Raw genomic sequence first — 17,582 nt, 5'->3', positions numbered from 1 at the left:
CGAGCCGTCATGGCAGTGGTTGGTTGGCGCGGATTGCGCCGATTGAGTCTAGCCGCAGGGCCGCGGGCCCCACAACCGGGCGTGTCGCGTGTCGCGGGGTGACCGGAGGACGGACGGGAGGCACGCGGCGACCCCGCCACGCGCCTCCCGTCCGTCGACCCGTCACGCCGTCAGTCGAGCAGCGCGCTCCGGAGCGTGTCCAGGCCGACCCCGCCGAGTGCGAGCGCCCGGTGGTGGAAGGCCTTCAGGTCGAACGCGGCGCCCTCGCGTGCGGCGAGCTCGTCGCGGATCGACTCCCAGACGCGCTGCCCGACCTTGTAGGACGGTGCCTGCCCCGGCCACCCGAAGTACCGGGCGACCTCGAACTGCACGAACTCCGGCGCCATGTTGACGTTCCGGCCCATGAAGTCGAGCGCGTACTCCCACGTCCAGCCACCGCCGTCGGGGTTGGTCTTCTGCAGGTGCACACCGATGTCGAGCACCACGCGGGCCGCCCGCATCCGCTGGCCGTCGAGCATGCCGAGGCGGTCCCCGTCGTCGTCGAGGAACCCGAGCTGCTCCATGAGCCGCTCGGCGTAGAGGGCCCAGCCCTCGACGTGCCCGGACGGTCCGGCCAGCTGCCGACGCCACGTGTTGAGCTCCCCGCGGTTGTAGACCGCCTGGCTGATCTGCAGGTGGTGACCGGGCACGCCCTCGTGGTAGACCGTCGTCTTCTCACGCCACGTGCCGAACTCCGTGACGCCCTGCGGCACCGACCACCACATCCTGCCCGCACGCGAGAAGTCGTCGGAGGGGCCGGTGTAGTAGATCCCACCCTCCTGCGTCGGGGCGATCCGGCACTCCAGGCGCTTGATCGGGTCGGCGATGTCGAAGTACTCCCCGTCCATCGCGCGGATCGACGCGTCACTGGTCTCCTGCATCCACCGCTGCAGGGCGTCGGTGCCGTGCAGGATGCGGGCGGGGTCGGCGTCGAGGACCTCGATCGCGCGCGCCACCGAGGCGCCGGACTCGATGCGGTCCGCGATGCGCTCCTGCTCGTCGCGCATCCGGGCGAGCTCCTCGATGCCCCACTCGTACGTCTCGTCGAGGTCGACGACGGCACCCAGGAAGCGTCGGGAGTGCAGCTCGTAGTCCTCGCGACCGACCGCGTCGACCGGGGTCGCCAGGGGCAGCAGCTCGTGCTCGAGGAAGCCGCCGAACGACCGGTACGCGGCCGCCGCGACCTCGGCGCCGCGCACCAGCTCGCCGCGGAGCGACTCGGGCAGCGGTGCGCCGCCCTCGAGCGCGGCGCCGTCGACGAGCTGGCGGAAGAACCCGTCCTCGGCACCGTTGCGCGCGGCCTGCTCGGCGATGAGTGCGACCTGGCGCGCGGCGGGCGTGACCTGCTCGCGCGTGCCCTGCAGCAGGGTCTCGCGGTAGCCCTCCAGGGCGTCCGGCAGCGCGTGCAGGCGCCCCGCGACGTCCTGCCAGTCGTCGGTGGTCGCGGTCGGCATCAGGTCGAGGACGTCGCGGAACTCCTGCGCGGGGCTCGCGATCACGTTGAGGTCCCGCAGGTGCAGCTTCCGCTCGTGCGACTCCACGACCAGGTCGAGCTCCGCTCCGAGGTCGGTCTTCGTCACCCGGTCGACGTCGTCCGTCGACTCGGCGGCGTCGAGGGCCCGGCGCGCGGAACGTGCGGCGTCGGCGAGGGCGTCGGCGCCGGCGGGCGAGGTGTCGCCGTAGCCGTCGGTGCGCCCGGGGACCCCGATGTACGTGGCGACGGTCGGGTCGAGGTCGACGAGGGTGGACACCCAGTCCTCGGCGACGCGGTCGACGGCGGACGGCTGGCGGACGGGTCGGTCTTCGCTCATGCCCCGACCCTACCGAGCGGCCCGGCAGGCGGAGCTGCGGACGGCGGGACGGGGGCGTCGACACGAGACGCCCTCCGGTGAGCGAGACGCCGCCGGATCTGGCGGCGTCTCGACGCAACCGCGGCGTCTCGACGCGACCGCGGCGCGCGAGCTGTCTGGACGACGGACGGGAGGCACGGTGCCAGCCGGCACCGCGCCTCCCGTCCGTGACGTGGCCGCGTCGCGACCGACCGGCGTCAGTGCGCCGCGGACTCCCAGTTCGGGCCGACGCCGACCGACACGTCGAGCGGGACGCTCAGCTCGGCAGCCGCGCCCATCCGGGTGCGCAGGATCTCCTCGACGCGCTCCTGCTCGCCGGGAGCGACCTCGAGGATGAGCTCGTCGTGCACCTGGAGCAGCAGGTGCGACTCGAGCGCCCCCTCGCGGAGGTCCTCGTCGACGCCGAGCATCGCGATCTTCATGATGTCGGCGGCAGACCCCTGGATCGGCGCGTTCAGCGCCGCGCGCTCGGCGTTCTCGCGGAGCACGCGGTTCGGGCTCTTCAGGTCCGGGAACGGACGCCGGCGACCGAAGATCGTCTCGGTGTAGCCGTCCTCGCGGGCCTGCTCGACGACGCCCCGGAGGTAGTCGCGCACCGCACCGAAGCGGGCGAAGTACTCGTTCATGAGCGTGCGCGCCTCGGACTGCTCGATGCGGAGCTGCTTCGACAGGCCGAACGGGCTGAGGCCGTAGGCCAGGCCGTACGACATCGCCTTCACCTTCGTGCGCATCTCGGGGGTGACGTCCGCCGGCTCGACCGAGAACACCCGGGCACCGACGAAGCGGTGCAGGTCCTCGCCCTCGTTGAATGCCTGGATGAGCCCCGGGTCGCCGGACAGGTGCGCCATGATGCGCATCTCGATCTGCGAGTAGTCGGCGGTCACGAGCGTCGTGTACGGCTCGGCGACCGCGAAGGCCGACCGGATGCGGCGACCCACGGCGGTCTTGACCGGGATGTTCTGCAGGTTGGGGTCCGTCGACGAGACCCGGCCGGTGCTCGTGCCGGTCTGCTCGTAGCGGGTGTGGATGCGTCCGTCGACGACCGCGGCGTCGAGCGTGTCGACGATCTGCCGGAGCTTCGTGGCGTCGCGGTGCTGCAGCAGCAGTCCGAGGAACGGGTGCGGGTGCTGCTCCTGCAGGTCGGCCAGGCTCGCCGCGTCGGTCGAGAAGCCGGTCTTCGTCTTGCGGGTCTTCGGCATCGCGAGCTCGGTGAACAGGACCTCTTGCAGCTGCTTCGGCGAGCCGAGGTTCACCTCGTGGCCGATCTCGGCGAAGGCCTGCTGCGCGAGCTCGGCGGCGCGCTCCCCCAGGTCGTGCGACAGCCCGGTCAGGACCGGGCGGTCGATACCGACACCGATGGTCTCCATGCCCGCCAGCACCGGGACGAGCGGCAGCTCGATCGTGTCGAGCACCCGCAGCGAGGACTCGTCGACGCGGGAGCGCAGCGCGGTGTCGACCCGCAGGACGTACCAGGCGTGCACGCCGACGTTGACCGGTTCGGTCTCGGGGACGAGCTGGTTCGGGTCGGCGGTCGGCAGCTCCTCGCCGAGTTCCTGGTACACGAGGTCGGCGAGGGGCTGCCCCTGCTTGCCCGGCTGCGCGAGCCACCCGGTGATGCGGGCGTCCCCGGCGATGCCCCGCACCGTGATGCCGACCGTGCCGAGCGCCTTGATGGCGGCCTTGGCGTCGTGGAAGTGCTTCGGGGCGTCGGAGGCGAACCACGCGGCGAGCTGCTCGTAGTCCTTCGCGCCGCTGCCGCCGGGCACCAGGACGGCGTCGTCGTGGGTCGCGATGCCGATCGCGCTGAGCCGGCCGTCGATGACCTCGACCGCGACGCCGAACCCGTTCTCGGCGTCGTTCGCACCCTTGCGCTCGAGCCAGTACCCGAGCTCTTCGTCGATGACCGTGGTGACCTTCGGCGGGGTCGGCGCGCCGCTGTCGACCGAGCCGGGAGCATCGCTCGCCTCGCTCGGCTCACCGGTACCGGCGACCTTGAAGACCCGGTCGAGCAGCGTGCGGAACTGCAGCTTGGCGAAGAGGTCGCGGACGGCCTGCTCGTCCAGCGGGCGGAGGGCGACGTCGGCCGGTCCGACGGGCAGCTCGACGTCGTTCACGAGCCGGTTCAGCCTGCGGTTCCGGATCGCCCGGTCCTTCTGCTCGCGGAGGTTGTTCCCGACGACGCCCTTGATCTCGTCGGCGTGCTCGAGGACACCGTCGAGGGAGCCGTACGCGGTCACCCACTTGACCGCGGTCTTCTCGCCGACCTTGTCGATGCCGATCAGGTTGTCGCTGGTCTCCCCCACGAGCGCCGCGATGTCCGGGTACTGGTGCGGCTCGATGCCGTACCGCTCGTACACCTTGTCGCGGTCGTAGCGCGTGAGCTCGGAGACGCCGCGGACCGACGGGTACAGCAGCGTGACGTCGTCGTTGACGAGCTGGATCGAGTCGCGGTCACCCGAGACCACGTACACCTGGTACCCCTGCTCGGCACCCTGTCGCGCGAAGGTGGCGAGGATGTCGTCGGCCTCGTAGTCCTCCTTCGTCACCGTCGTGATGCCCATCGCCTCGAGCGCCTGCTGCAGGAGCGGGATCTGGCCCTTGAACTCGGGCGGGGTCTCCGAGCGGGTGCCCTTGTAGTCCTCGTACTCGCGGGTGCGGAAGGAGAAGCGGGAGATGTCGAACGCGACCGCCAGGTGGGTCGGCTTCTCGCGCTGCAGGAGCATGAGCAGCATCGAGATGAAGCCGTGGATGGCGTTCGTGTGCTGCCCCTCGCGGTTCACGAAGCTGTCGACCGGCAGTGCGTAGAAGGCCCGGAAGGCGAGCGAGTGGCCGTCGATGACCATGAGGGTAGGCTTTGCGGAGTCCGACACCCGGACAGCCTACCGACGCCATCCGACACGGGAGTCCGCGAGCGTGACCGACGACGTGACCCACGAACCGACCGCCTCCGGAGCCGTCGACGAGCGACTCTCCGACCGCGGCACGGGCGAGCTCGCCACGAAGATGGGCATGGAGATCACCGAGCTGAGCGCGGAGCGTGCCGTCGGGTCGATCCCCGTCGAGGGCAACCGCCAGCCGGTCGGGCTGCTGCACGGCGGAGCGTACGTCGTGCTCGCCGAGAGCCTCGGGTCGATGGCTGCGAACGTGCACGCCGGGCCCGGCCGCTACGCGGTCGGCATCGAGCTCAGTGCGTCGCACTCCCGCAGTGCGACGAGCGGCCGGGTCACGGGGACCTGCACGGCGATCCACCTCGGCGGCACGCTCACCACGCACGAGATCGTGCTCACCGACGACGAGGGCCGACGCTGCTCCACCGTGCGGATCACGAACATGATCCGCGAGCGGCGCTAGCGGTTCAGTCCTCGGGCGGTCGCTGCAGCAGCAGGCGGGCATCGCCGAACCCGAGCCGACGGTAGAGCGTCTCACCGGCGACGCTGGAGTGCACCGCGGTGCGCTCCGCGCCGAGTTCGTCGGCGATGTCGAGCAGGGCCGTGACCAGGCGTCCGGCGACGCCCCCGCCGCGCAGGTCGGGGTGCACGTAGACGGTCTGCAACTCGGCGGTCACGCGTCCGCGCGGCCGGTGCGGCGCCGGCGGCCGCGGGTGCACGGCGAGCCACGCCATCCCCAGCACCTCCCCGACGCGCTCCGCGACCACGCACCGGTGCGAGTCGGCGTGCTCGGCGGCGAAGGCCGACATTGCCTCGCGGTACTCGTCGGGCGTCACCGTGGGCACGGCGCCGTCTTCCTCGACGCTCCACCGCCAACGCAGGTCGGCCACCGTCGGCATGTCCTCCGGCCGGGAGGCACGGATCACCACGTCGTCCATGCCCCCACCCTGCCACGTGGCGCGGCTGCGGCGGGGCCGACCCGCGCCTCCCGTCCGGCGCTCTGCCGCGGCCCTGCCGCTGCACGCGGTCTCCGACACGGAACGCGTCGTTCGACAGGTGCGGTGTCGCACGATGCGCGCGCACCCGGTGCAGGCGCATCCTCCGACGTTGCACGTGACGATCGACCGGCGCGATGTCGGCCCGTACCCGTGCACCGACGTCCGCGGGGTCCGGAACGCGGAGAGCGCCGCCGGACGGTGTCCGGCGGCGCTCTCCGCGTGAGCGAGCGGTTGCTCGTTACTTCTTGGCGCTGAGCTGCTCGATGATCGCCTTCGCGACGTCGTGCATCGTCAGACGACGGTCCATCGATGCCTTCTGGATCCAGCGGAACGCCTCGGGCTCGGTGAGGCCCATCTTCTCGTTGAGCAGGCCCTTGGCGCGGTCGACGAGCTTGCGGGTCTCGAACCGCTCGACGAGGTCGGCGACCTCGGCCTCGAGCGTGATGATCTGCTGGTGCCGCGAGAGGGCGATCTCGATCGCGGGGAGCAGGTCGTTCGGGGTGAAGGGCTTCACGACGTAGGCCAGGGCACCGGCTTCGGTCGCGCGCTCGACGAGGTCCTTCTGGCTGAACGCCGTGAGGAGGACCACCGGAGCGATGTGGTTCTTGGAGAGCTTCTCGGCAGCGGAGATGCCGTCGAGCTGGGGCATCTTGACGTCCATGACGACGAGGTCCGGGCGCAGGTCGGTCGCGAGCTGGACGGCGGTCTCACCGTCGCCGGCTTCCCCGACCACGTCGAACCCGTTGTCGCGGAGGATCTCGACGATGTCGAGACGGATGAGCGACTCGTCCTCGGCGACGACGACGCGACGCGGTGCTGCGGGGGTTGCTTCTGTGTCACTCACGACCGAGAGCCTACTAGACGGAGCGCGTGGCTTCCGTCAGCTGTGGATGCGCGGTTCGACGAACTTCTGTACGAGTGGCGGGACGCTCGGTGCGCCCAGCCCCGCACGCCGTGAGCGACCTTGTACGAGTGGCGGGACGCTCGGTGCGCCCAGCCCCGCACGCCGTGAGCGACCTTGTACGAGTGGCGGGACTCGAACCCGCACGCCGTGAGGCAGAGCATTTTGAGTGCCCCGTGTCTACCGTTCCACCACACTCGCGAGGGCTCCAGGCTAGCAGGGCCCGGCCCCGCCCCCGGTCCTCACACCGGGGCGAGCGGTTGCAGCGCTCCCTCGGGCAGCTCGACCCGGACGGCGTCGCCCGCGCGGACGACGCCCCCCGTCACGACGACGCCCATCACGCCGCCCTTGCGCTCCACGGTGCCGTCCTCCGCCCGGCCGAGGACCGCGCGCAGCAGCCCCGGGTCGAAGTCGTTGATCTGCTGGCACGGGTTCCGGAGCCCGGTCACGCGCACACAGGCCGCGTCACCGAGGTGGAGCAGGGCCCCGGTCGGCAGTCCGAGCAGGTCGACGCCGCGGGTCGTGACGTTCTCCCCCATGTCCCCCGGCACGACGGTGTGCCCGGAGGCGGCGACCTCGTCGAACACCTCGGCGTGGAGCAGGTGGACCTGCCGCAGGTTCGGCTGTGACGGGTCCCTGGCGATGCGGGAGCGGTGCTGCACGGTCGTCCCGGCGTGCGCGTCGCCGTCGACGCCCCACCCCGCGACGAGGGTGATCTCCTCGACGACGGGCTTGCTGAAGCGGTGCTCGGCGTCGCGGCTCACCGCGACGATCCGTCCGTTCTCCTGATGAGCGCTCACGTCCCCATCGTGGCAGACACCGGGGCCGGAGCGACACCCCGGTCCGCGCCCGACCCGGGGTCGACGGCGCGGGTCGCGCGGGGCAGACGGAGCACGAACCGCGCGCCGCCGAGCGCCCCGTCGTCGTCGTGGACGAGCGTGCCACCGTGGGCGACCGCGATGCCGCGGGCGATCGGCAGGCCGAGTCCGGCACCACCCGACCGGACGTCCCGCGACTCCCCCAGTCGGACGAGCCGGTCGAACACGCGCTCCCGGTCGTCGACGGGGATGCCGGGCCCGTCGTCCTCGACCACGAGCGACGCCTCGTCCGCGTCCGTGCCGAGGGTCAGCCGCACCGTCCCCGTCCCGCCCGTGGCCCGCGCCGCGTTGTCGACGAGGTTGCCGAGCACCTGCGCGAGTCGGTCGGCGTCGACCTCGACCGGGACGGGCTCGGTCGGGAGTCCGGGGTGCAGGGTGATCCCCGGCAGCCGGAGCTCGAGTCGGTCGACCTCGGCGCGCAGCCACGGGACGAGGTCGGTCGGCCGCCGGTCGAGCGCGATCCCCCGGTCGAGTCGCGCCATCGTGAGCATGTCGTCGACGAGGCGCGCCGCGCGGTCGGCCTGGCGGACGACGTGCACCGCGAGCACCTCGGTCGTCGCCGGCTCGTCACCACCGCTCCGGACCAGCGTGTCCGCCGCCGCGCGGACGCCGGCGACGGGCGTGCGGAGCTCGTGTGCGGCGTCCGACAGGAAGCCCCGGACCCGTTCCTCGGCGGCCACGGCCTGCGCCTCGGCACCCTCGACGGCGTCGAGCATCTCGTCGAACGCGGCGGCGACGCGGCCGATCTCGGTGTCCGTCCTGGCAGGGCGCAACCGCCGACCACGGTCACCGTCGGCGATCGAACGGGCCGTCGCGGTGACCTCGTCGAGCGGACGCAGCGCGCGACGCACGACCAGGACCACTCCGACCACGGCGACACCCAGGAACACCGCGGACGCACCGCCCATCACCCAGCCGAGCTGCGTCAGGGTCTCCTGCACGTCGCGGGTGCCGGCGGTCAGCGTGATGCGTGTGCCGTCGTCGAGGACGGACCGGAGTGTGAGCACGCCGTCGTCCTCACTGGCACGCGACGACACCACCGTCGCACCGGAGGACGCCGATGCACCGGAGGACGCCGTCGCACCGGAGGACGCCGACGCACCCGACGACGCCGTCGCACCGGACGACGCCGGTGCACCGGCGTCGGCAGCCCCGGTCGAGCCGCTGGAGGACGACCGGTCGCGCGGCGCCGGACCCGGGAGCTGCCCGGGGTCGGGCGGTCCGGAGCGCAGCTGGTCGGGTGTCGGCCCGGCCTCGACCGCGGCGCCGTCGGGCTGCACGATCCGCACCGAGAGGCCCTGCGCCGACAAGCGGTCGGCGAGGTCGTCCGCGTCGAGCACCCCCACGAGTGCGGCAGCGGCGGCAGCCCGGTCCCGCAGTCGGTCCTCGACCTGTGCACGCAGTCGCGCGCCGAGCACCGCCTCGACCGCGACGACGAGCCCGGCCAGCAGCACCGCGAGCAGCACGAGCACCGCGACCACGGTCCGCAGTCGCAGCGAGGACGTGCGCAGCCGTCGGTCGACCGCGGTCACGCCGCGCCCCGGTCGACGGAGAGCCGGTACCCGAGCCCGCGGGCCGTGTGCACGAGCCGGGGACCGTGCACCTCCATCTTGCGGCGGAGTGCGCTGAGGTGGACCTCGACCAGGTTCGGCGCGATGTCCTCGTAGCCCCACACCTGCGTCGTGATCTGCCCCTTGGAGACGGTCCGGCCACGGCTCTCGGCGAGGAACCGCAGCAGCCGGAACTCGGTGGCCGTCAGGTCGAGCAGGACGCCGGCGCGTCGCACGGTCGCGCCCTCCGGGTCGAGCACGAGGTCGCCGACCTCGATCACCGACGGGACCCGACCGCGGCGGCGGAGCACGGCCGTGACGCGTGCCACGAGCTCGGCCATCGCGAACGGCTTCACCACGTAGTCGTCGGCCCCCTCGGCGAAGCCGCGCAGCCGGTCGTCGAGCTCGTCGCGGGCGGTCATCATCACGACGGCGGCGTCCGACCGCGTCCGGATCCGTGCCGCGAGCAGGATGCCGCTCGGTCCGGGCAGCATCCAGTCCAGCAGGACGAGGTCGGGAGCGGCGCGGTCGAGGTCCTCGGCGATCGCCCGGCCGTCGGTGGCCTCGGTCACGACGAACCCCTCGGCGCGCAGGGTCGCGGCCACGGCGGTGCGGAGGGAGTCGTCGTCCTCGACCACCAGGACACGTGCGGGTGCGTTCACGGCGGACACGGTAGGTGGGCACTGCCCGCAAGCAGCATGGAGGACGCTGGACGGAGCCTGTGCTTCAGTCCTGCTTCAGGTTCGAGCTCGACCGTCGTCCTCGTCGCCGGACCGGCCCGGTCCGCCGACACCGACACGGAAGGCACACCATGCAGGACGAACGACACGACCAGCCCGTCACCGCGCCCGACCGCCGTCGGCGCACCCTGCGTCGCGTGGGGATCGGTTCCGCGGCCGCCGCGGCGCTGCTCCTCGGCGGGCTCGGCGTCACCGCTGCCGTCGCGGACGGCTCCGGCGCACCGAGTGCCACGAGCGCACCGACGGGAGCGCCGAGCGGCGCACCGAGTGGTGCACCCTCCGGTGCTCCCACTCCGGGCACGAAGGGTGCCCCCGGTCCCGGCGCGAAGGGCGCGGAGGGCGCCGCTCCGGCTCCGGGCTGCGTGGCAGCTCCGCCCGCGGCCGGCGACGCCCCGAAGCCGAAGGACGGCGCCGTCCCCGCCCCGCCGGAGGGCGCGGACGCCCCGAAGCCGCCCACGGGCTCCGACGCGCCGAAGCCGAAGGACGGGAACGCGCCGAAGCCGGAGGAGAGCGACGCACCCACGCCGCCGAAGGGCACGGACGCCCCGGAGCCGCCGCAGCCGGACCGGGACGGCGGCACGGACGGCTCTGCCACCCCGGCACCGACCTCCGGGTCCTGAGCGGGACGACCCGGTGCGGGAGGCGCGCGTCGTCGGCCGGACGGTCGACGCGTGGCGCGCCTCCCGGCCGGGCCGGGTCGCCCGTCACGATCCGTCGAGCGCCTCGATCGCCGCCACCAGGGCCGACCGACGCGGCGACCGCGGCGGCAGGACCGCGAGCAGCGCGCGCAGCACCTGCGCGTCGGCGGCGCCGTCCGCCGTCCGCGCCCACGCCTGGAGCGCCTCGACGCCGCCGTCGGCGACGAGCGCCTCACGGAACCGCGTCCTGACCCGGTCGCGCAGGTCGTCGACGCCCGGCGAGACGGAACCGGGCAGGACCGGGCCGACGTACCGGTCGACGGCCTGGAGGCGCGCCCCGCGGTCGAGCGCGGACAGGACGGAGTCGACGTCCGTCCGCAGCCCCTGGAGTCGGTACGGTCGCGAGGTCACCGTCGCACCGGGGGCGTGCGCCGCGAGCACGCGACGCAGGCGCACCACCTCGGCACGGAGCGTGGTGACGGCACCGCGGTCGCCGTACACGGCGACCGCCAGGTCCGCCGCCGCGAGGCCGCCGGGCGTCGATGCGAGCACCGCGAGGATCTCCGAGTGCCGTTCCGACAGCCGGACCGTGCGCCCGTCGGAGGTCAGTGTCGCGGTGTCCGAGCCGAGGAGGGCCAGTCCGACGGCCGGACACGGCGCACCGCGGCCGCGTCCACGGGGCACGTCCCCGGTCGGTCCGGGGGTGCGGAGGCCCTGCACCGCCCGGAGTGCCAGTTCCGCCTCGGCCACCGCGGCCGTGGCGACGAGGAGCGGCAGGGTGTGGCGTTCGACCGCGCGCGCGTCGCCGGTGATGTCGAGCGCCCCGACGACGGCGCCGGTCGGGTCGTGGAGCGGCACCGCCGTGCACGAGAAGGCCTTGACGGCGGTCGCCCAGTGCTCGTCCGCGTGGATCTGCACCGCCCGGTCGAGCCGCAGGGCCGTACCGGGCGCGCTCGTGCCCGCGCGCTCCTCCGCCCAGTCCGCACCCGGCAGGAAGCCCATGTCCTCGGCTGCGCTGCGGGCGGGACGCGCGCCGTCGACCCAGACGAGACGCCCGGCGGCGTCGGTGACGGCGACGACGCACCCCGCGGACCGCACGTCGTCGAGCAGCAGCCGCCGCACCACGGGCAGTGCCGTCCCGAGCGGCCCGTGGCGGCGGAGCGCGTCGAGCTCGTCGGGCCCCAGCGCCAGCGACGGCCGGTCGTCCGGGTCGACCCGGGCACAACGACGCCAGGACGCGGCGACGAGCGGACGGAGCCCCGCGGGTGCGCGCATCGGGCCTCCTCGTGACGAGACGTCCGCCGCGTCGTCGCGGTCGACGGGGTCAGCCTACGTCCGGTGGTCCGCGAGGACCAGACCGAGGTCGTCGAGCTCGTCGTCGGTGAGCATGCGCGACCGCGTGAGGAACCGCTTGCCCTCCGGCACCTCGAGCGAGAAGCCCGCGCCCCGACCGTCGACCACGTCGATCGTCAGGTGCGTGTACTTCCAGTACTCGAACTGCGCGCGTGACATCCAGACCTCGACGGGGCCGGCACCGTCGACGTCGAGCGCGCCGAGGAGCACGTCGGCCGGCCCCGTCCGGAACATCCCGACCGGGTAGCACATCGGGCTCGACCCGTCGCAGCAGCCGCCGGACTGGTGGAACATGAGCGGCCCGTGCCGGGCGGCGAGGGAGCGCAGGAGCTCCCCCGCCGCCGGCGTCACCGCGACGCGCGCCGCGGCCGGGCGGTCCGGGTCGGGCATCAGAAGAAGCCCATCGGACCGTCGGCGTACGACACGAGCAGGTTCTTCGTCTGCTGGTAGTGCTCGAGCATCATCTTGTGGTTCTCGCGCCCGATGCCGGACTGCTTGTACCCGCCGAAGGCCGCTCCGGCCGGGTACTGGTGGTAGGTGTTCGACCACACGCGACCGGCCTGGATGTCACGCCCGGCGCGGTAGAGCGTCGTCGCCTCGCGGCTCCAGACCCCGGCACCCAGCCCGTAGAGGGAGTCGTTGGCGATCCGTATGGCGTCGTCGTAGCCGTCGAAGCTGGTGAGCGCGAGCACGGGGCCGAAGATCTCCTCCTGGAAGATGCGCATGGCGTTGTCGCCCTCGAAGACGGTGGGCTGCACGTAGTAGCCGCCGGACAGGTCACCGCCGAGGTCCGCCCGCTCGCCGCCCGTCAGCAGCTTCGCCCCCTCCTGCTTCCCGATGTCGATGTAGCTCAGGATCTTCTCGAGCTGGTCGTTCGACGCCTGCGCACCGATCATCGTCGCCGGGTCCAGCGGGTGTCCCTGCTTGACCGCGCGCACCCGGTCGAGCCCGTCCGCGACGAACCCGTCGTAGATCTCGCGCGCCACCAACGCCCGGGACGGGCACGTGCAGACCTCGCCCTGGTTGAGGTTGAAGAACGCGAACCCCTCGAGGGCCTTGTCGTAGAAGGAGTCCCGCTCCTGCGCGACGTCGGCGAAGAACACGTTGGGGCTCTTCCCGCCGAGCTCGAGCGTCACCGGGATCAGGTTCTGCGAGGCGTACTGCATGATGAGCCGGCCGGTGGTGGTCTCCCCCGTGAAGGCGACCTTGCGGATGTCCGGGTGCTGGGCGAGCGGCGCGCCGACCTCGATGCCGAACCCGTTCACGACGTTGAGGACCCCGGCGGGCACGAGGTCGCGGATCAGTTCCACCAGCACGTGGATCGATGCCGGCGTCTGCTCCGCGGGCTTGAGCACGACGCAGTTGCCGGCGGCGAGGGCGGGCGCGAGCTTCCACACCGCCATGAGGATCGGGAAGTTCCACGGGATGATCTGCCCGACGACGCCGAGCGGTTCGTGGAAGTGGTAGGCGACGGTGTCGTGGTCGATCTCCCCCGTCGAGCCCTCCTGCGCGCGGATCGCCCCGGCGAAGTAGCGGAAGTGGTCGACGGCGAGCGGGATGTCCGCGCCGAGGGTCTCGCGGATCGGCTTGCCGTTCTCCCAGGTCTCGGCGACCGCGAGCTCCTCGAGGTGCGCCTCCATCCGGTCGGCGATCCGGTTGAGGATGCCGGCGCGCTCGGCGACGCTCGTGCGCGACCAGGCGGGGAAGGCCCTCCAGGCGGCCTCCACCGCCCGGTCGACGTCGGTCGAGTCCCCCCGGGCGACCTCGGTGAAGACCCTGCCCGTCACCGGCGTGGGGTTCTCGAAGTACCGGCCGCCGGCGGGCGGGACGTACTCGCCGCCGATGAAGTGGTCGTACCGGGAACGGTAGGAGACGAGCGCCCCGTCCTCGCCGGGTGCGGCGTAGGTCGATGGCGATGCTGCGATGGTCATGGTGGACACCTTTCGACGACGCTGTCGGTGGCGCTGGTCCAGCACCTGCGGCGACGGTACGACGCCGGGGGTTGCAAGCGATTGCGCCGGGTGGCGACCCCGGGCGCCGGCGACCGCCCCGGGCGCCCGTGACCTCCCCAGAGCGCCCGCGGCCTCCCCCGGACACCGGCGACCGCCCCCGGGTACCGTCGGTGTCCTCGCGGACCGAGCGGAAGGGGCACCCGTGGACTCTCGCGCCGTGCGGTCCTTCCGTGCGTTCGTCGTCGCCACGGCCGTCGTCGCGATCGTGCTCGGCATCGTGGCCGTCGTCTGGCCCGCGCCGTCGATCGTGCTCGTCGCCCTCGTCTTCGGCGTCTACCTCGTGGTCGCCGGCACGATGCGCGTGGTCGCCGCGGTCCGCGGGCACGGGACGTCCGCGGTGTGGCGGTGGACGGCGGGTGCCGTCGGCGGGCTCGTCGGGGTGGCGGGACTCGTCGCGCTCCTCGCTCCCGCCGTCCCGCTCCTCGTCTACGCGGTGCTGGCCGGGGTGGGGTTCCTCGTGGAGGGCGTCGCCGCGCTCGTCGGTGCCGTCGTGGGCCACCCCGGTTCCTCGCGATCGCCGACCGTGGTGAGCGGCCTGCTGTCGTGCATCGGCGGCGTGGTCGTGCTCGTCGCGCCGGCGCTCGCGCTGTCGGTCTTCACGGTGTTCTCCGGCATCGCGCTGATCGGCGTCGGCGCGGCCGCGCTCCTCCTGCTGCCGCCGCGCGCTGCGGTCCGCCGTGAGGCGGTCGGCACCGGTCGCACCGACCGGCGGTGAGGGTCGCCAGCCCCGACGACCGGTGACCGCCGACCGGGTGCAGACTCCGCGCTGCCGGTCCCGAACAGCAGGCCTGGCCGGGTGACGGCTACGCGCTGCCCGTCCCGAACAGCAGGCCGAGGCCGTACGTCACGACGGCGGCGCCGAAGCCGATCGCGAGCTGGCGCAGCGCCCGCCGCAGCGGCGACGCGCCGCTGAGCACGCCGACGACCGCGCCGGTGCCGAGGAGCGCGATGCCGACCAGCACGGCCGCGAGCACGATCGCCGGCCAGCCCTCGAGCCCGAACAGGTACGGCAGCACGGGGATGATCGCGCCCGAGGCGAAGAAGCAGAAGCTCGACACCGCCGCACTCGTGCCGCTCCCCACCGCCTCGTGGTCGTCGGTCGCGGCGGCTGCCGTGACCGTTCGACCGCCGAGGACCTCGGCCGCGTGCTCCTGCGCCGCGGCCTCGTCCATGCCCCGGGCCCGGTAGACCAACGCGAGCTCGTTCGCGTCGACGTCGAGGTCGGCCACCGCGCGCCCGGCCTCGGGGTGGGGTGCGGAGGCGTCGAGCAGCTCGCGTTGGGACCGCACCGAGACGTACTCCCCCGCCCCCATGGACAGCGCGCCGGCGAGCAGCCCGGCGATGCCGCTGAGCAGCACGAAGTGCCGATCGGCGCCCGAGGCACTGATGCCGATGATCAGCGCGAGGTTCGAGACGAGTCCGTCGTTGGCGCCGAACACCGCTGCGCGGAAGGTGCCGGACAACCGCATGCGCCCGCGGTTCGCGAGGCCGCGGACGACCTCGCCGTGGATCCGCTCGTCGGCCGCCATGCGCGCGGTCGCGTCGTCGTCGTCGGCGTAGGGCGAACGGTCCTCGGCACGCTGCATGAGCGCCAGGACGAACACGGAACCGAACCGCTTCGCGAGCGCGGCGAGGACGCGGGTGCGGAGGCTGCCGCGGAGCGGCCGCCCGACGTCGTCACCGAGCAGGTCGAGCCAGTGCTGCTCGTGCCGGCCCTCGGCGTCGGCGAGTGCGGCGAGGATCTCGCGTTCCTCTCCGGTCCTGCGGGTCGACAGGTTCCGGTAGACCGCGGCCTCCGCCCGCTCGTCCGCCAGGTAGCGGCGCCAGCGGCGGACGTCCGCTGCGGTGGGTGCGGTGGGGCGGTCGTCCTGGAGGCTCACAGCACCGATCCTGCCCGCTCGGCCCGACGCGCGGTCGCGCCGCACCGCGGGTGGCCGGTTCCTGCGTGTCGAGACCGCCGCGGACCGGGCGAGACGCCGCCGTCCCCACGAGACGCCGCCGTCCCGACGAGACGCCGCCAGATCCGGCGGCGTGTCGCTCGCTCCGGCCCGTCTCGCGGCGACGCCGGCGTGTCGGCACGCCGGTGACTCGACGCGACGCACGGGCGGACACGCGACAGGGCGCGGACCGGAGGCCGTGCGCGGTGTTGCGCCGTGCCTCCCGTCCGCGCCCTGTCGGCGTGGTGACCGGGTGCGGTGACCGGTGTCAGTCCCGCACGTAGGCGGGAGCCGCCTCGGCGTGCGCGTCGCCGACGCGGTGCACGCGCAGGTCGTTCGTCGAACCCTCGAGTCCGGGGGGCGAGCCGGCCGTCACGATGACCCGGTCGCCGGGGGCGGCGAGGCCGTTCGCGAGCAGCACGTCGTCGACCTGCGAGAACAGCTCGTCGGTGTGCGTCTTGCGCTCCACGAGGAACGAGCGGACGCCCCAGGTGAGCGCCATGCGGCGACGCGTGGCCTCGTTCGGGGTGAAGGCGATGATCGGCAGGCCGTGGCGCAGTCGGGACATGCGGCGGGCCGAGTCGCCGGACTCGGTGAAGACGCAGAGGTACGACGCCTCGGTGAACTCGGCGATCTCGACCGCGGCGAGCGTGATCGCGCCACCGAGCGTGCGCGGCTTCGTGCCGAGCGGCGCGATGCGCTCGAGGCCGTGGTCCTCGGTCGACTCGACGATGCGGGCCATGGTGCGGACCGTCTGCACCGGGTACTCGCCGACGCTGGTCTCGCCCGAGAGCATGACGGCGTCCGCGCCGTCGAGGACGGCGTTCGCGACGTCGGAGGTCTCGGCGCGGGTCGGGATCGGCGACGAGATCATCGACTCGAGCATCTGCGTCGCGACGATGACCGGCTTCGCCATGCGGCGGGACAGCTCGACGGCGCGCTTCTGCACGATCGGGACGGCCTCGAGCGGGAGCTCCACGCCGAGGTCACCACGGGCGACCATGATGCTGTCGAAGGCGTCGATGATCTCCTCGAGGGCGTCGACGGCCTGCGGCTTCTCGACCTTGGCGATGATCGGGAGGCGCTTGCCCTCCTCGTCCATGATCTCGTGGGCGCGGACGACGTCCGAGGCGTTGCGGACGAACGACAGCGCGATGAGGTCGGCGCCCTGACGGATCGCCCAGCGGAGGTCCGCCTCGTCCTTCTCGCTCAGCGCGGGGACGTTGACGGCGACGCCGGGCAGGTTGATGCCCTTGTTGTTCGAGACCGTACCGGCGACGACGACCTCGGTGCGGACACGCACGCCGTCGGTGTCGAGCACGCGCAGGCGCACACGGCCGTCGTCGATGAGCAGCGGGTCACCGGGCTTGACGTCCTGCGGCAGGCCCTTGAACGTCGTGCCGCAGATCTCCTTCGAGCCGGGGACGTCCTCGGTCGTGATCGTGAAGACGTCACCGACCGCGAGCTCGTGCGGACCGTCGGCGAACTTCGCCAGACGGATCTTCGGACCCTGCAGGTCGACGAGGATCGCGACCGGCTTGCCGAGGTCCTCCGCGGCGCGACGGACGTTCTCGTAGTTGGCCTCGTGGACGCTGTAGTCACCGTGGCTGAGGTTGAGGCGGGCGACGTCGACGCCCGCTTCGATGATCTCCTTGACGGTCTCGTAGTCCGACGTAGCCGGACCGAGCGTCGAAACGATCTTTGCGCGTCTCAATGGATTCCTTCGTGTGGTGGGTGGTGCCGGTTTCCGCGCTGTGGGGCCGCGCGGAACGAGAGCAGGCCACCAGCACCCTATCGA

The 17,582-nt window shown here is 73.0% G+C and carries 15 protein-coding genes and 1 tRNA gene; 3 read left to right on the top strand and 13 right to left on the bottom strand.

Annotated features, from left to right (window positions below):
• Nucleotides 1-170: 170 nt before the first annotated feature.
• Both ACH0A8_RS05705 and polA read right to left on the bottom strand, forming a co-directional pair.
• A complete protein-coding gene (locus ACH0A8_RS05705) occupies nt 171-1,850 on the bottom strand; it encodes a DUF885 domain-containing protein (protein WP_406906792.1) in 1,680 nt (559 codons plus the stop codon).
• 236 nt (nt 1,851-2,086) lie between these two features.
• A complete protein-coding gene (gene polA, locus ACH0A8_RS05700) occupies nt 2,087-4,759 on the bottom strand; it encodes a DNA polymerase I (protein WP_406906791.1) in 2,673 nt (890 codons plus the stop codon).
• Between the two features lie 55 nt (nt 4,760-4,814).
• On the opposite strand from polA, the gene ACH0A8_RS05695 reads away from it, so the two are divergent.
• Nucleotides 4,815-5,240, top strand: a complete 426-nt coding sequence (locus ACH0A8_RS05695) for a PaaI family thioesterase (protein ID WP_066658268.1) — start codon at nt 4,815-4,817, stop codon at nt 5,238-5,240.
• A gap of 4 nt (nt 5,241-5,244) precedes the next feature.
• Here the strand turns inward: ACH0A8_RS05695 and ACH0A8_RS05690 are convergent, their stop codons facing one another.
• The 6 genes from ACH0A8_RS05690 to ACH0A8_RS05665 all read right to left on the bottom strand — a co-directional run bounded on the left by ACH0A8_RS05690 (nt 5,245) and on the right by ACH0A8_RS05665 (nt 9,766).
• Entirely contained in the window at nt 5,245-5,715 is a 471-nt protein-coding gene (locus ACH0A8_RS05690; RefSeq protein ID WP_251155018.1) for a GNAT family N-acetyltransferase, read from the bottom strand.
• A gap of 298 nt (nt 5,716-6,013) precedes the next feature.
• The gene (locus ACH0A8_RS05685; RefSeq protein ID WP_022903868.1) at nt 6,014-6,619 is read right to left on the bottom strand and encodes an ANTAR domain-containing response regulator; all 606 of its coding nucleotides are present in this window, start codon (nt 6,617-6,619) and stop codon (nt 6,014-6,016) included.
• A 177-nt stretch (nt 6,620-6,796) separates the two neighbouring features.
• Nucleotides 6,797-6,877, bottom strand: a tRNA-Leu gene (locus ACH0A8_RS05680).
• 41 nt (nt 6,878-6,918) lie between these two features.
• Nucleotides 6,919-7,476, bottom strand: a complete 558-nt coding sequence (locus ACH0A8_RS05675; RefSeq protein ID WP_406906790.1) for an MOSC domain-containing protein — start codon at nt 7,474-7,476, stop codon at nt 6,919-6,921.
• Complete coding sequence (locus ACH0A8_RS05670; RefSeq protein WP_406906789.1) at nt 7,473-9,086, bottom strand: ATP-binding protein; 1,614 nt, start codon at nt 9,084-9,086, stop codon at nt 7,473-7,475. The genes ACH0A8_RS05675 and ACH0A8_RS05670 overlap by 4 nt, the downstream gene beginning before the upstream one ends.
• A complete protein-coding gene (locus ACH0A8_RS05665) occupies nt 9,083-9,766 on the bottom strand; it encodes a response regulator transcription factor (RefSeq protein ID WP_406906788.1) in 684 nt (227 codons plus the stop codon). The genes ACH0A8_RS05670 and ACH0A8_RS05665 overlap by 4 nt, the downstream gene beginning before the upstream one ends.
• 149 nt (nt 9,767-9,915) lie before the next feature.
• Here ACH0A8_RS05665 and ACH0A8_RS05660 point away from each other — a divergent pair, with 149 nt between their 5' ends.
• Nucleotides 9,916-10,464 carry a hypothetical protein gene (locus ACH0A8_RS05660; protein ID WP_251155021.1) on the top strand — a complete coding sequence of 183 codons (549 nt, stop codon included), beginning with the start codon at nt 9,916-9,918 and terminating at the stop codon, nt 10,462-10,464.
• 84 nt (nt 10,465-10,548) lie between these two features.
• Here the strand turns inward: ACH0A8_RS05660 and ACH0A8_RS05655 are convergent, their stop codons facing one another.
• The 3 genes from ACH0A8_RS05655 to ACH0A8_RS05645 are packed head-to-tail and all read right to left on the bottom strand — an operon-like array spanning nt 10,549 to nt 13,766.
• Entirely contained in the window at nt 10,549-11,757 is a 1,209-nt protein-coding gene (locus ACH0A8_RS05655; protein ID WP_251159772.1) for a GAF domain-containing protein, read from the bottom strand.
• Nucleotides 11,758-11,811: 54 nt separating this feature from the next.
• Nucleotides 11,812-12,225 (bottom strand): DUF779 domain-containing protein, encoded by a 414-nt coding sequence (locus ACH0A8_RS05650; protein ID WP_406906787.1) that lies wholly within the window; start codon nt 12,223-12,225, stop codon nt 11,812-11,814.
• A complete protein-coding gene (locus ACH0A8_RS05645) occupies nt 12,225-13,766 on the bottom strand; it encodes an aldehyde dehydrogenase family protein (RefSeq protein WP_066654488.1) in 1,542 nt (513 codons plus the stop codon). The genes ACH0A8_RS05650 and ACH0A8_RS05645 overlap by 1 nt, the downstream gene beginning before the upstream one ends.
• A 223-nt stretch (nt 13,767-13,989) precedes the next feature.
• On the opposite strand from ACH0A8_RS05645, the gene ACH0A8_RS05640 reads away from it, so the two are divergent.
• Nucleotides 13,990-14,562 (top strand): HdeD family acid-resistance protein, encoded by a 573-nt coding sequence (locus ACH0A8_RS05640; RefSeq protein WP_158407755.1) that lies wholly within the window; start codon nt 13,990-13,992, stop codon nt 14,560-14,562.
• An 88-nt stretch (nt 14,563-14,650) separates the two neighbouring features.
• Here ACH0A8_RS05640 and ACH0A8_RS05635 read toward each other — a convergent pair whose 3' ends face one another.
• Nucleotides 14,651-15,727 carry a VIT1/CCC1 transporter family protein gene (locus tag ACH0A8_RS05635; protein ID WP_251155024.1) on the bottom strand — a complete coding sequence of 359 codons (1,077 nt, stop codon included), beginning with the start codon at nt 15,725-15,727 and terminating at the stop codon, nt 14,651-14,653.
• Between the two features lie 325 nt (nt 15,728-16,052).
• Nucleotides 16,053-17,498, bottom strand: a complete 1,446-nt coding sequence (gene pyk, locus ACH0A8_RS05630; RefSeq protein ID WP_066654495.1) for a pyruvate kinase — start codon at nt 17,496-17,498, stop codon at nt 16,053-16,055.
• Nucleotides 17,499-17,582: the final 84 nt, after the last annotated feature.

Source organism: Curtobacterium sp. 179-B 9B NHS (genome assembly GCF_045370965.1).
GTDB lineage: Bacteria > Actinomycetota > Actinomycetes > Actinomycetales > Microbacteriaceae > Curtobacterium.
This window is presented reverse-complemented; position numbering and strand designations above follow the sequence as displayed.

Excerpts from the sequence above, each read along its gene's own strand:
- ACH0A8_RS05690 (WP_251155018.1), bottom strand. The coding sequence starts at position 5,715 with ATGGACGACGTGGTGATCCGTGCCTCCCGGCCGGAGGACATGCCGACG.
- ACH0A8_RS05645 (WP_066654488.1), bottom strand. The coding sequence starts at position 13,766 with ATGACCATCGCAGCATCGCCATCGACCTACGCCGCACCCGGCGAGGAC.
- ACH0A8_RS05660 (WP_251155021.1), top strand. The coding sequence starts at position 9,916 with ATGCAGGACGAACGACACGACCAGCCCGTCACCGCGCCCGACCGCCGT.
- ACH0A8_RS05650 (WP_406906787.1), bottom strand. The coding sequence starts at position 12,225 with ATGCCCGACCCGGACCGCCCGGCCGCGGCGCGCGTCGCGGTGACGCCG.
- ACH0A8_RS05655 (WP_251159772.1), bottom strand. The coding sequence starts at position 11,757 with ATGCGCGCACCCGCGGGGCTCCGTCCGCTCGTCGCCGCGTCCTGGCGT.
- ACH0A8_RS05705 (WP_406906792.1), bottom strand. The coding sequence starts at position 1,850 with ATGAGCGAAGACCGACCCGTCCGCCAGCCGTCCGCCGTCGACCGCGTC.